The following is a 12,763-nucleotide window of genomic DNA, read 5'->3' on the forward strand; positions in this document are numbered from 1 at the left end:
ACGTTGAGAACCACTTGGCAACACCCCTCCGAGCACAGGCACACGCGCCATACCGCTCACGACGCTGGATGGCCAGCAACTGGCCTCATCCCCGTCGCTTCCGCGGTTGCAGCTGCTCCACCTCTCACTCAGAAAATCCTCGCCAGTCCAGCTGAGAGTGGCAACAGCGCCTCCAGGACGAGAACAGGATTTGCGCCCCCACTCGTACATTTCGCGAGAAATCGACACCCACCAACGCTGATCGACTCTCCAGCCGCAGCGACATGCGCGGACTCTGAACCCCCGCGACACGCCCATGAGCACCGCATACTTGGAGCACCTCGCAGAACCAGCCGCACAAGAGTCCGAAGGGAACTCCCAATGAACGCATCACCCAAAGGATGGCGCAAATCCACATACACCCAGCAGGAAACAGCCTGCGTCGAAGTCGGCCGCACTCAAGACGGCGCGGCCGTGCGCGACACCAAGGACCGCTCGGCCGGGTACTTCACCACCACCGGCCAGCAGTGGGCGGCGTTCATCGACGCGGTCAAGACCGACCGCTTCGACTGAAACCCACCAGCAGCACAGCGCCTCCGGACCACTTCAACACTCCGGAGGCGCTTTACTGTCCCCGCTGCCGCGTGCGCCGGGCCTACCCCACCGGCCGCACCGAACATGCGCCTCCGGTAGTACTCGTCGGTTCCTTACAGTCTGTCGAACCACTTTCGATCGACTCCCGCAGGACGTTTGCCGGTGGAGACGAACTCGACAAGAGCTTTGCGGATATCGCCCAGTGGCAGAGCAGCGGAACGTGGGCAGTAGCTAGGAGTACCACCATCGGTGAGAAGATCCGCTCGAGACTCAACATCCGAGTTGTGGGTGATGTACAACTCATCCTTCCGGGGGATGTATCAACTTGTTCGAGCAAACAGCGGATCGCAATTACTCCACCCGAATCGTGTTTCTAGGGATTCGACTGAATCTTGTTCCCGCTTGAACGCCGTTAAACGAAAGTAGATCATCGTGGTGATCGACACAGTGCCTTGCCCCGCCCATGCGAACACTGCAAGCATTGACCTTGCAATAAAATTCAGCGGGTTTCAATATTACCCAAATTGGAGTAAATATCGTTTGGCAAGTTGTTTGCTTCCGCATCGACGGAGCAACAACCTTCTCGATTGTCGGAACCGGCGCGGCCACTGCTGCCACCACCAACCACTGAGACCCCAGAACGGCGCGAGCTGGGACGGCCGTCCCTTACGACACCCCAGCCTCGGAACGAGCAACGATCCACCGCTTGTCGCCGACAAAGGCATGCAGAGAAATATCTCGACCGCACCGACTGGACAGAGGCCAGCCTCAACGTGTACCTGGGCGGTTGCTTCGGCGATCTACGCGTTCGCCGCTCGGAACGTCTGGCAAATCTGTACAGTATTCTAAACACGGAAACGTTCCCCCGAAAGGCCGCTGATCGTCGTGTCCGCCGTGTCCACGCTGCTCCTCGTCAACCTTTTGTGTCTCGCCGCCATAATCGTATTGTATTTACGAGACAAAATCGGGCACAGCAAGGCGATCGTCGCGCTAGCTTGCGTATCGGCTCTAACCGCGTTAACGTCATCAGGGATCGTTCTGTTTTCTTAGGACCTACAGGATGAATCGGATGCGTGAGAAATTTTTCCTCGGTGCCGCACTGCTGACAGGGATGCTTATCCTGGCAGCATCGATGCTGATCGGTGGTGTTCCGTCGAGTATGTTGTGCATCCTACTGTTGCCGTTAATACCGCTGGGAGCTCTCACGCTGGTGTTCGCACGGCACAACAGCGGCGCTGCAGAGCATGGAACAACCCTCCCCGAGAGCACTCCGCGTACCATGGCCGACACCGGTCCAGTGTCGTGAGTCGTTGATTCGATCGCAGCGGGGATTGCGGAAGAGCCGGGGAAGTTCGAACATCACAGCTTGCCAGGCTGCTGACTCAGCCAGCTCTAGAGCGAGCACATACTCATCTTCGATGCTGTGACCAGCAGCTGTACACGCTCGCGTCCCACTTCTCCCGGTTCTTTCCAGACCTCGGGCCATATCCCGTGGTCCAGCCGCATTACGAAAAGCCATCCGACGCACTCGAATACCCCTCACGGAATGGAACGCGGTTCGCGGCGGTAAGACGCCTGTTGCCTGGTTGTTCGAGGGTGGTCGGCACTCGGCCAATGAAGGATGGGGAATAACAGTGCAGCCCGGTGACTGCCGGACACAGTCACCGGGCTTCATGATGTTCGAACCGCTAGTTCGCCAGCCGCGACCAAGTGCGGCGTAAGACGTCAGATCACAGATCTGCGTTTCACGGGAAATCGCCGCCGCCACCGGGGTGGCGGCGAAGCGATGGTTTGCCCCCCGCGGGGCCTACCGATCCGGCCGGTGCGGGAGAGCCTGCACATGCGGTCCATCCCCGCGTGCGCGGGGCCTACACTCACTGCGCTGGGATGTTAGCAGCGCGAGCGCGCGTTGAGAACCACTCGGTGAGGCGGCATCGGCTGACTCGGCACTCCTTCCTCGTCCGGGGCAAGGCGTAGATTTCCCACGAAATCGCCGCGTCGGGCGGCTCGGACCAACGAAGACACATCCTCGGTCAACCGTCGCGGACGGTTTCGGTCTCCGGCTCGGCGGAATGCACTTCGAGCTCCTCACTCGGCTGCTCGGGATTCCGGTCGGACTCTTCGGCCGGTGCAGCAGAATCCACTTCGGAGGGCAACGGCGGGATCGTGGGCTGCGACTCCCGGACCCGCATCGGGATGTAGCTGCCGCTGTCCCGGTCGAAGTGCATCAGGTGCGTGCCGTGGAAGAACCGGCACTCGTGCTGCGAGAGGTGCCACCCCACGGCGAGCACGACCGCCTTGGGCGCCATCGCGATCATGACGAGCTCCCGCTCCCCGGCTTCCGCCTTGATACGCGCCAGGTGATCGGCGATCTCGCTACCCAGGTGCCCCAGCTCATCGGCCGAGTAATCGGGTGGACCACCCGACTCGGGCATTCCGCCTCGGTAACTGATCAGATGCAGCTCGTCCACCCCGAACCGCCGGAACCCCTCCTCCGAGAAGTACCGACTGGCGTCCCCGAAAGCCAACCAGACCCCTACCCTGCCCCGACCGTGCGACCGCCCGTCGAGTCGGCTCAACGCCGCACTGGTGCGGCTGCGGGGTCGTGCGGTGAGCGCGAACTGCTGCTCGGTGTTGTTCGGCAGCAGTTCGAGCAGCCGCAGGCTGTCAGGGTGCGGCAGGTAGGCACCGACCGTCAGCGCCATCGGCCAGAGCATGTTCGGTGCCACGGTGTAGCCGGTGTCGTCGCGATCGTTGTTGATCGCCTCCTCGATCACCGCGCCGATCTCGTGACACGGTTGCACGACGTCGATCACCCCGCCGCTGGTGCGCTGCTTGAGATCCACCCAGCGAACCACCGAGCGCATCGACATCCGGCTGCTTCGCGCGGCGCGCAGCGAGCGCTCGTGCCAGTTCGGCATCGACTCGTCGAGCAGGTGGACGTAGAACAGCGTGCCCAGCCTCCGGTGCAGCCACGCGCGCCAGGCCAGCCCGGACAGCAACGCGCACAGCGCCGAGATCCCCACTGCCCAGCGCGTCAGCACGACGTAGCCATCGTCCGGATCCTTCGGGAACAGGTCCTCCAGCACCAGCGCCAGCGAGGCGGTGATCAGCGAGGCGGCCACCACGACCAGCGCGTTCGCGGTGAAGATCTGGGTCTCACCGCTTCGCAGTGACTGACGACGCCAGAATTTGACCATGAATCCCCCTCACGAACGATGATCGTTCGGTAACCTACCGCAGTGATCACCGCTGGTGTTCTGCCGAACGCGCATTCGATTCGCGCAGCCTGGGGAGGCAGTGCTTGAACGACACCTTCGTGAACCCCTACACCTTCGTTCCGTTCCCGAAAGCCGGACCACACCGCTGTGAACCACACGGTCACCTCGGACAGGGCGAGTTGCTCTCCGGGAAGCTGGTGCTCGCGCTCCACGCGCGAACCCCGCTGCTGATCCGCGAGATGAACGACACGAAGCGAGCGGAACCCGACCTGCCGCGCAGACCCGACGGCACCCCGATCATCCCCGGCTCCTCGCTGAAGGGAGCCCTGCGCTCGCTGCACGAGACCCTGACCGGCAGCTGCCTGCGGGTGTTCGACGAGGACTTCGTTCCCGGATACCGCGATCCCGCCTCCACGGAGAAAACCGGCAAGCGGCACATGGCGATCGTGGAGCGGCACGACAGCGAGGACACCCCACCGGTGCTGCGAGTGTGCGACAAGGGATCTACCGAAGCCCGACTGCGCCAGGAGGAACTAGCGCGACTCCACCGCGAGGAAGAGCCGCTGACCTCCGGTGACCGGCTGAAGGTGGACTTCGACGACGAAAGCGGAAGGCCAGTACGAGCCCACCACCACTCCGAAGGTGAGTGGGTGGTGCTACTCAGCGACGCGAGTGCCCGCAAGCAGCACCAGCCCTACTACGCGCACATCCGCAGCTTCACCGGCGAATCCCCCAAACAACAGCTTCAACAAGAGGTTTGGGACGACTTCCGCAGCGCCGTCGAGAACGCCGACGAGCTGCGCACCGCCCAGCAGGGCAAGCGGGACGAACAGGACCCCTTCACCGAGGTCACCTTCACCCACGTCCCGAAAGGTCGCAAGGCCGAGCAGGGCACCAGGTACGAGCTGGGCAGGCGACACCTGGCCTCTAAACGACTGCGCCCTGGCCAGCCGGTGTGGGTGACCACGAAGTCCAACGGCGAGATCGACAGTCTGCGACTGGGCATGCTCGGCCGTCACGCCGGTAAGTACCCCGCCGGAGACCGAGTGAGGCCCGAACTGCTGCCCTGCCGTGACCACGAGGAGCTGTGCCCGAGCTGCCGGTTGTTCGGTTCCGCGGACACGGCGGGCAAGGACAGCGAGAAAGCACAGCAGCGCTCCTACCGAGGCCACGTCCGCGTCGGCGACGCGGTGGCGCTGGACGAAGTGACCCCGTGGTCAGTGACGCTGCCGCCGATGGGCATCCCACGTCCCGGCGCCGGGCAGTTCTACCTGGTCAACGACGCCAAGGTTCGAGGCAACGCGGCGGTGGACCCGCCACTGCGAGAGTGGGGCTCGGCCGCCGACCAAGGTGATCAGCCGCGCGATCTCCGAGGCCGCAAGCACTACTGGCACACCCCAACCGAGAACGGGGGAAAGCCGAGTCGAGCCGAGGCACGGAAACACCAACTCAACAGCGACATGACCAGCGAGGCGAAGCTGTTCCCGACCGGAACCCGCTTCACCGTCACCATCGCCTTCACCGATGTCGACGAGGTCCAGCTCGGTGGCCTGCTGGCCTGCCTGTCTCCGAGCTCGGTGCTGGGCGGAGAACTGTGGCAGCACGTCGGCGGCGGTCGCCCGCTCGGGCTCGGCTCCTGCACGTTCGAGCTCGACGAGCACGCCAGTGAGATCCGCCGTTCCGGGGCACGGTACGGCGCGGCACAAGAACCGGTGGACCCGAGCCCGGAGCGGTTCCGGGCGGAGTTCCAGAGCTGGATGCGCCAACAGGCACCGGCAGCTCACGAACTCTGGCCGCAACTGAGAAAGGCGCTGTCACCGAACACCGTGAATCCGAACTCGGTGTGGTACCCACCGGGCGCGTACTGGAACCAGCAGGACTCCGAGAACTTCGACCGGGGTTACGAGTTCTGGAAGCGGACCAGCGGTACGGAGTTGAAGCCCAATACCGACGGTCCCCGAATAGGTTACCCGCTGCTGGCACTGCCGGACATCGACGAGCAGAGCCAGGAACTGCCGATCATTCCCAACGCCCAGGGCGGCGACGAGGAAAAGTCCGAAAAGCTGCCGAACCAGGTGTGGCCTCCGAGTAACCGGCGGAGCGGCACACGGGACAACGCGAACTGGAAGAACCACCCGAAAGGCAAGCGGCGATGAGTGACTATCTGGATGTGGCGGTGGTGCGCATCCAGTCGTGGTTGAGCCGGGTCCCGGATCTCGCCGGACGACGGGGTGCCTCCGCCATGATCAGACGGGCCACCGAGCGCGATGCGATCGACTCGCTGTTGACGGGTTGGGAGGACCACGCGGTGCGGTGCGCCGAGGCGGGCCACGTGGACGGCGTGGTGCCGCTGCGGCTGCGGGCCGAGGACGAGGAGACGCGACGCGAAGTGGAGCGGCTCGTGGTGGGTCACCTGCGCGAGCGGTTACCGGGAGCTTCGCTGCGCAGCACGCTGCGGCGGGGTGAGGACTGGCTGGCCGCCCACGACGGTGCCCCCGCGTGCTGGGAGCGGGACTGGCCCGCCGCCGTCTCCGAATGGCCGCTGGGCAAGCAGTGCGACTGGTGTCAGACGTGGCCCGCCAAGGACCACCGCTGGACCGGGGCGAAGGAAAAACGCAAGCAGGAAGCGCTGTGCCCGGACTGCCTGCTCCGGTATGACAACGCGGGAAGCCCATCCAGTGACAAGGCGGAGCGGACCCCGGGTACTGAACGGGACCTGCTGGACCTCTGGGATAAGCAGCACAACACCGCTGCGCGAATTCCGGACAAGTTCCCCGAGCTGGTCGAGAAGTTCGGCGAACGGGGCGACAACACGCACCTGGCGACCGTGTACGCCGACGGCGACGCGATCAGCCAGTTCGGCAAGGAGCTGCACAAGCAGCGGTCTCGCGGTCGTGGCGGCGAGTTCGACATGGCCAAGGCCATCGATGACGCGACCTGGTGCGCCCTGCTGCGAGGAATCGAAGCGGTCGCCAACCCCGACGCTGAGAGCGACTCCGGAATCAAGACGCTGCCGCTCGTGGCGCACCTCGTCGGTGGCGACGACGTGCTGGTCAGCCTGCCCGCGCACCGCGCGTGGCGGTTCGCCCTGGAGATGCAGCGGAAGTTCAACGAATCACTACGGAAAACGCTCAAAGATGCCGGGCTGGGGACCATCAAGGTGCCCACGCAGTCCGTGGGCATGGTGTTCCACCACCATTCGAGCCCGCTGGCGACGGCCTCGGACCTGGCCGAGGAGCTGCTGCAGGAGACCAAGCGCGACTACCGAAGCAGCAGGGCCTCGCTGGGCTGGCAGGACATCACCAATGACGGGCCGCACCCGGTCGGACGCGGCGGCATCACTCCGGAAACGCTGGAGCACTGCTGGCACTACCTGACGGAACTGTCGAGGCTCGGCGGCTCCGCACTCGCCAACCTGGCGAAACTCGCCCGCACGAACGATCAACAGCGGCTCCACCAACAGGCCGAGCGGCTGGGCCGCGAGGAACTCGTGGCGAGGTTCGATTCCGATTCCATCCCACTCGCGGACGCGGTGGGCATGGTGCGCTGGTGGAAGGAGTGGTCATGAAATCCACGGTGGAATTCGAGATAACCTTCCACGGACCGTTCCGGGTATCGACCGGGCACGCCCGCTCGGGAGTGGACTCTTCCGTCCCCGATACCGAGCGACTGCCCAACACCAGCCTGAAGGGCGTCATGCGCGCCACCGCCAAGCGGCTGCTCGGTGAGGAAGCGGCGATCGTCGGTGAGGTGTTCGGCTCCTACCGCCACGAGTCCCCGTGGCGCTGGAAAAGCGCGAAGCCCGGAACCTCCAGCTGGCCCGCGCCACAGCCTGCGGCGCGGGTACGGATCGACCCGAGTACCCACAGCGCGAGCGAGGACATGCTGGCGGTCAGCGAACAGACCTGGGCCGAGCGCGCCGAGTTCCGCGTCGAATCACGCGGCCACCTGAGTGGGGAAACGCTGCGCAAACACCGGCTGGTGCTGGCCGTGACCGGGCAGGCCATCCACTCGCTCGGTGCGGAGACCCGGCGCGGCCTGGGTTGGGTCGGCATCAGCTGCACCAACGTCGAACTTGACGAGCGATCCGTAGCGGAATTCCTGGAGTTGAAGCAGGCATGACCCAACACGCATTGGTGACAGTGCGTCTCGAAGAGCCGATGGTGGCGGGCAAGAACCCGCGCGCCGACTCCCGGCAGGACAGCCACAACCACGTGCCCGGTTCGGTGCTGCGCGGGGCGCTGGCGGCGGTGTGGCTGCGGGAGCACGGCACCGAGGCCAACACTTCCCCGGAGTTCGAGCGGGTCTTCGAGGGGGAGGGCTCCTTCGGTCCGCTGCACTACGCGTCGAGCAAACCCGTCCCGCTGTCGATGCTGACGCACAAGTACGAGCCCGCGAACACCTGCAAGCAGTTGTGGTGGGACCAGGCTCGCGGTGAGAAAGCGAGCCACTGCCCGAACGACAGATGTGGCAGTCAGCTGGAGGAAAGCAAGGGACAGCCGTACGGCAAGGTTCCGAGCGTCGACCGCACCATGGTCGCGCTGTCCACCGATGGGGTGGCGCTGGACGGCAGCCTCTACAGCCAGCGGGCAGTGCAGGACGGCCTGCTGCTGCGCGGCTGGGTCTACGGGGACGCGGTGCGGGCGTTGTACCCCGAGGGCACGGCCATCGAATCGCTGCTGCTGGGATCGCGGCGCAGCCTTCGTGGCGAAGCCACGGTCGAGGTGGACACCGAAGCGGTTCCCGAACCGGTGGAGCTCTACGGCGAGGAGGTCGTGCTGCGGCTCGCCGCGCCCGGCGCGTTCGTGGACGAGTTCGGCATGCCCAGTGCGACACCGGACCCGGACGAGCTCTCCGAACAGCTGGGCGTGTCCGAAGTGGAGATCATCGACTCCTGGAGCCGCTGGGAGGAGGCCGGTGGGTGGCACGCGGCCAGCGGGCTGCCCAAACCCGTCGAGCGGGTGGTCTCGGCCGGTTCGACCTACCGGGTGAGGTGCGCGGAACCTCCCACCGAAACCGCCCGACGCCGGTTGATGACACGCGGTATTGGCCTGCGCCGCCGCGAGGGGTTCGGGGCGCTCTACCGTTGCGAACCGCCGTGGGGAATCAGCTCCTTTACCGGGCACGCAGCCGCACTGCGGGCTCATCCGGAGCTGGTTTCCCGATTCCAGGCACGGCTCGAAGAAATCCGGCTGGACAATGCCGACGATTCCCAGTTCGACGATGCGCTCCGGTCGACCGAGTACGACGATCGAATCCACCAGGCCATCCAAGCGGTGCTGACGGTCAAGGACGCGGAAATCTACGAGCAGATCTTGAGGTACATGGAGCAGAACCGATGAAAAGCGCGCTGTTCAGCCTCCGGCTGCGGATGCTCACTCCCGGCGGGGTGACCGCGCCTGAAGCACTCGACGCACCGCAGAACACCGTGGAACTGCGCCGGGACCACAACAACAACGTTCATCTCCCCGGCTCGACCGTGGCGGGCAGCCTGCGGGAGCACTGCTCCCACTACACCGAGTTGCACCAAACCGGAGATCTGCCGGAGTTGTTCGGCCCAGCTCCGGAACCGAACGAGCGGCGCGCCGCCTCACCGGTCGGAGTGCTGGGCACGCTGCTGCGTGTTGAGAAGGAAACCTCGACGGCCAAGCGCACCTCGATCGACCGGAAACGCGGGGCGGCGGCCAACACCGAGTTGCACCACACCGAGCTGCTGGCCGCCGGGACCGAGTTCGACGTGGTGCTGCGCTGGGAGCACCCGGACGAGCGCCTCGATACGTTCCTGCGGGCGTTGCGGGAGTGGCGGCCGAGCATCGGGCGCGGGGCCAGTCACGGAGCCGGAAAGTGCCAGGTGGTCGGACTCGGACACCGCGTCTACGACCTCGACAACAGCACGGACCTGCTGGACTGGATCGGACTCGACTCGCCGGAGGACTACCCGACCGCGGAGCCGTGCACGAGCGAGGCTCCGGACGACAGGCTGATCGACGTGGAACTGCGCATCGAAGACGGCCTGCACATCGGCGCGGGAGAGCCCGAGACGGATTCGGAGAGCGGCAAGCTGATCAGTCAAGCGCTCCGGCGCGACGAGGACGAGTTCCTGGTGCCAGGTACCAGCCTCAAGGGAGTGCTGCGCTCCCGCGTGGAGTACATCTGCCGCGTGGTCGGCGCTCCGGCGTGCACGGACAGGAATCGCGGGGATCGCGAAGATCGCGGGGATTGCGGGCGGTGCAGGCCGTGCCGGATCTTCGGATTCAGCGGCAAGGAAGCGCACACCCGCCGAGCCAGGATCGCGGTGCACGACAGCACCGTGACCGATCACGTCGCGGAACGGCGGCAGCACGTGGCGATTGACAGGTTCACCGGCGGAGCACGGCCGAAGCTGCTCTACACCGACGAGGTGGTGACGGCGGGACGGTTCCGGCTGCGTATCGACGAGCTCGAACCGCTCGACGAGCCGGAACCGGCCGGGGTGTCGAACTCGGCTGCTACTCCAGAAAACCGCACCGGAACGAACCGGTTGCTGCTGGAGGCGGCGCTGACCGACATCCACGACGGGCTGGTCGGCATCGGTGGGAGGACCACCGCGGGGTGCGGCACCGTCAGCGTCAGCGATCCCGACTGGCAGCGCCCCGCCGAGATGACGGAGTTGGCCGAACGGCTGCGTGAGGAGCACGTATGAGGACTTCGTGGACGCTGCACGGCAGCGGACGTCGTCGCCTGGATGACGGCTGGGCTGGGCTGCACCGGATGGCCGAGGACTGGACGGCGGCGTGGTCGGACAACGACGGCTTCCATCTGGAGGTCATGCCCGAGCGGGCGCCGGTGACCACCCAGTTGTGGGCATGGACCACGCGGAAGTGGCTGCGGGTGCGGCTGGACCCGCCGCACTGGTGGGCGGCGGTGCTGCGCTACGAGTCCGAGCAGGACGGCGGTGAGGATCTCGTCGAGGAGTCGTGGTCGGCCGATGACGTGGCACAGCCGCGAATCGATCGAGTGCTGCACTGGGACTCGAACGACAAGCGCATCCAGCAGCTCCGGAGCCCGAACGAGCGACCGTTCGACCACGAGATCTTCCGGCTGGTTCCGCTGCGTTCCCGGCCGACCACCGCCACCTTCATCGGCGGCAAGGATTCGGTGCCGCAATCGCTGCGCAAGTAGCGGCGAAACACCGGTAGGTTGTCGCCCGGACATACGACCGGGCGATGACGACGTGGAGGTCGGGACGCGGTGAAACGGACGCCCCCGAGAGGAGTCGTCACCGTGTTCGCGGTGGCGATGTTTCTGTTACTGCTGTTTCTCGGTGTCGAGAAATGGATACTGTGGACGATCGGCGTGCTGACCGTGATATTGGTGGCGGCCGAGGCCGGGCGCGAGATGATGGCACGGAGCATCGAGAACCTGAAGGTGGAGTCGTTCGTAGCGCCGGACACCCTCGATCGGGCCAAGAACGCGGTGGGCGCGCTCGACGGGCGCGTGGCACACACCGCGAGCCTCTACGAGCTCACGGAGCACGCACTGCGCAGCGAAGTCGAACGACTCGAAGCCGAGCACAACGATGGGAGCAGGTTCCCGAAGCCGGACGGCGAATCCCGCACCGGTTCCGGGGCGAGGCGAAGCGGCTGACGGCATCTCCGAGGGCCGGAGCCCGACCGCCAAGTCCCGGCTCGTGATCGGTGAGCGTAAATTTCCCACGAAATCGCAGCGCCGCAGCGACGCAGGGGCGGCGGGAGCGGCACAGCGGAGGCAGGGCCTCGGCAACAGCTCGGGTCAGCGCTCCGCCGCACCCGCAGTGGTGATGCGGGTGACGGCCTCGCGGGTGAGGGCACGATCGTGGGGTTCGGGGGTCAGGGCGCGGTGCAGGGTCATCCCCTCGATGAGGGCGTCGAGCTGGCGGGCCGTGTCCGGGTCGAAGTGCCTCTCCAGGTGGACCCGGCTGCGGCGCATCCACTCCTTGGTCAGTTCCCGGTAGGCGGGCTGCCGGGCGGCCAGGGTGTAGAGCTCCTGAGTGAGCACCAGGTAGCGCTGATCGTCCTCGGACAGCTCGTGGATGAGGTCGGTAACCGCGTCCCTGGCCCGCTCCCGGTCGGTCGGCGCGGCGAGGTAGCTGTCGAACAGGGCGACGATCCGCTCGGCGAACCTGCCGAACGCCTCCCGGAGCAGCTCCTCCAGCCCGCCGAAGTGGTAGGTCATCGATCCCAGCGGCACCCCCGCCCGGGTGGCGATCCGGCGGTGGGAGACGTTGGCGATTCCCTCCTCGGCGATCAGGTCGAGGGTCGCGTCGATGATGCGCTCGCGGCGCCGCGGGTCGGTGTGTCCGGTAGCCATGACACCGAGCATCCTAGAGGTCGCGGACCTCGCGGGCCGGATTGCCGACGGCGACGACGTCGGCGGGCACGTCCCTGGTAACCACCGCACCGGCACCGATGACGGAGTTCTCGCCGATGGTCACGCCGGGCAGCACGATGCAGCCGCCGCCGAGCCACACGTTGTCGCCGATGGTGATCGGGCTCGCCGCCTCCAGCTTGTCGCGCCGGGGTTGCGGTTCCAGCGGGTGCGTCGGGGTGAGCAACTGCACTCCCGGACCGAGCTGGCAGTCCTCACCGATGGTGATCGAGGCGACGTCCAGCGCGGTGAGGTTGTAGTTGACGAAGCTGCGCGCCCCGATCGTGATGTTGCTGCCGTAGTCCACGTGCAGCGGTGGCCGCAGGTGCGCCTCATCGCCCACCGAGCCGAGCAGTTCGGCGAGGACCGGCCGCGCCGCGTCCGGATCCTCGACGTAGGCGGCCTGGTAGCGGGCGGCCAGCCGTACTGCCCGCCGCTGCCTGCGGCCGAACTCGGGGTCGTCGGCGATATACAGGTCCCCGGCCGCCATGCGTTCGAGATTCGTGCGCGGATCGTCCGCGAAGTAGTCACTCGACACGCGTACGATCGTACGCTCCGGTCCGATCCGGAACGCCCGAATCGGA

General features: G+C 66.0%; 12 protein-coding genes. 8 read left to right on the forward strand and 4 right to left on the reverse strand.

The genetic code is table 11. From position 1 onward, the window contains the following. Window positions 1–360 precede the first annotated feature (360 nt). A complete protein-coding gene (locus BM150_RS16215) occupies window positions 361–552 on the forward strand; it encodes a DUF397 domain-containing protein (protein ID WP_092928133.1) in 192 nt (63 codons plus the stop codon). Between the two features lie 134 nt (window positions 553–686). Here BM150_RS16215 and BM150_RS25280 read toward each other — a convergent pair whose 3' ends face one another. Beyond that, window positions 687–872: an Imm1 family immunity protein gene (locus BM150_RS25280; RefSeq protein ID WP_175496867.1), complete on the reverse strand. Its 186-nt coding sequence runs from the start codon at window positions 870–872 to the stop codon at window positions 687–689. Window positions 873–2,606: 1,734 nt separating this feature from the next. Further along, window positions 2,607–3,773, reverse strand: coding sequence for a hypothetical protein (locus BM150_RS16225; protein WP_092928135.1), 1,167 nt, complete (start codon window positions 3,771–3,773; stop codon window positions 2,607–2,609). Window positions 3,774–3,877: 104 nt separating this feature from the next. On the opposite strand from BM150_RS16225, the gene BM150_RS16230 reads away from it, so the two are divergent. From BM150_RS16230 to BM150_RS24775, 7 genes are all read left to right on the forward strand, one after another. Beyond that, window positions 3,878–5,950, forward strand: coding sequence for a TIGR03986 family type III CRISPR-associated RAMP protein (locus tag BM150_RS16230; protein ID WP_175496868.1), 2,073 nt, complete (start codon window positions 3,878–3,880; stop codon window positions 5,948–5,950). Continuing rightward, the gene (locus BM150_RS16235) at window positions 5,947–7,362 is read left to right on the forward strand and encodes a Cas10/Cmr2 second palm domain-containing protein (protein WP_092928137.1); all 1,416 of its coding nucleotides are present in this window, start codon (window positions 5,947–5,949) and stop codon (window positions 7,360–7,362) included. Before BM150_RS16230 ends, BM150_RS16235 begins: the two co-directional genes overlap by 4 nt. Further along, window positions 7,359–7,916 (forward strand): RAMP superfamily CRISPR-associated protein, encoded by a 558-nt coding sequence (locus BM150_RS16240; RefSeq protein ID WP_092928138.1) that lies wholly within the window; start codon window positions 7,359–7,361, stop codon window positions 7,914–7,916. Before BM150_RS16235 ends, BM150_RS16240 begins: the two co-directional genes overlap by 4 nt. After that, a complete protein-coding gene (locus BM150_RS16245) occupies window positions 7,913–9,136 on the forward strand; it encodes a type III-B CRISPR module-associated Cmr3 family protein (protein ID WP_092928139.1) in 1,224 nt (407 codons plus the stop codon). The genes BM150_RS16240 and BM150_RS16245 overlap by 4 nt, the downstream gene beginning before the upstream one ends. After that, window positions 9,133–10,476, forward strand: coding sequence for an RAMP superfamily CRISPR-associated protein (locus BM150_RS16250; protein WP_092928140.1), 1,344 nt, complete (start codon window positions 9,133–9,135; stop codon window positions 10,474–10,476). Before BM150_RS16245 ends, BM150_RS16250 begins: the two co-directional genes overlap by 4 nt. Continuing rightward, a complete protein-coding gene (locus tag BM150_RS16255; protein ID WP_092629473.1) occupies window positions 10,473–10,955 on the forward strand; it encodes a hypothetical protein in 483 nt (160 codons plus the stop codon). The genes BM150_RS16250 and BM150_RS16255 overlap by 4 nt, the downstream gene beginning before the upstream one ends. Before the next feature lie 69 nt (window positions 10,956–11,024). Next, the gene (locus BM150_RS24775) at window positions 11,025–11,420 is read left to right on the forward strand and encodes a hypothetical protein (protein WP_245755535.1); all 396 of its coding nucleotides are present in this window, start codon (window positions 11,025–11,027) and stop codon (window positions 11,418–11,420) included. Window positions 11,421–11,564: 144 nt separating this feature from the next. Here the strand turns inward: BM150_RS24775 and BM150_RS16265 are convergent, their stop codons facing one another. Together BM150_RS16265 and BM150_RS16270 are read right to left on the reverse strand one after the other, a co-directional pair. Beyond that, window positions 11,565–12,122, reverse strand: a complete 558-nt coding sequence (locus tag BM150_RS16265; protein ID WP_092928245.1) for a TetR/AcrR family transcriptional regulator — start codon at window positions 12,120–12,122, stop codon at window positions 11,565–11,567. A gap of 13 nt (window positions 12,123–12,135) precedes the next feature. After that, window positions 12,136–12,717, reverse strand: a complete 582-nt coding sequence (locus BM150_RS16270) for a sugar O-acetyltransferase (protein ID WP_092928141.1) — start codon at window positions 12,715–12,717, stop codon at window positions 12,136–12,138. Window positions 12,718–12,763 lie beyond the last annotated feature (46 nt).

The organism is Actinopolyspora alba, from assembly GCF_900112765.1.
Classification (GTDB): domain Bacteria; phylum Actinomycetota; class Actinomycetes; order Mycobacteriales; family Pseudonocardiaceae; genus Actinopolyspora; species Actinopolyspora alba.

What these genes read in the sequence shown, in the direction of transcription:
- BM150_RS16215 (WP_092928133.1), top strand. Translation starts at nt 361, where the DNA reads ATGAACGCATCACCCAAAGGATGGCGCAAATCCACATACACCCAGCAG.
- BM150_RS16225 (WP_092928135.1), bottom strand. Translation starts at nt 3,773, where the DNA reads ATGGTCAAATTCTGGCGTCGTCAGTCACTGCGAAGCGGTGAGACCCAG.
- BM150_RS16235 (WP_092928137.1), top strand. Translation starts at nt 5,947, where the DNA reads ATGAGTGACTATCTGGATGTGGCGGTGGTGCGCATCCAGTCGTGGTTG.
- BM150_RS16240 (WP_092928138.1), top strand. Translation starts at nt 7,359, where the DNA reads ATGAAATCCACGGTGGAATTCGAGATAACCTTCCACGGACCGTTCCGG.
- BM150_RS16245 (WP_092928139.1), top strand. Translation starts at nt 7,913, where the DNA reads ATGACCCAACACGCATTGGTGACAGTGCGTCTCGAAGAGCCGATGGTG.
- BM150_RS16250 (WP_092928140.1), top strand. Translation starts at nt 9,133, where the DNA reads ATGAAAAGCGCGCTGTTCAGCCTCCGGCTGCGGATGCTCACTCCCGGC.
- BM150_RS16255 (WP_092629473.1), top strand. Translation starts at nt 10,473, where the DNA reads ATGAGGACTTCGTGGACGCTGCACGGCAGCGGACGTCGTCGCCTGGAT.
- BM150_RS16265 (WP_092928245.1), bottom strand. Translation starts at nt 12,122, where the DNA reads ATGGCTACCGGACACACCGACCCGCGGCGCCGCGAGCGCATCATCGAC.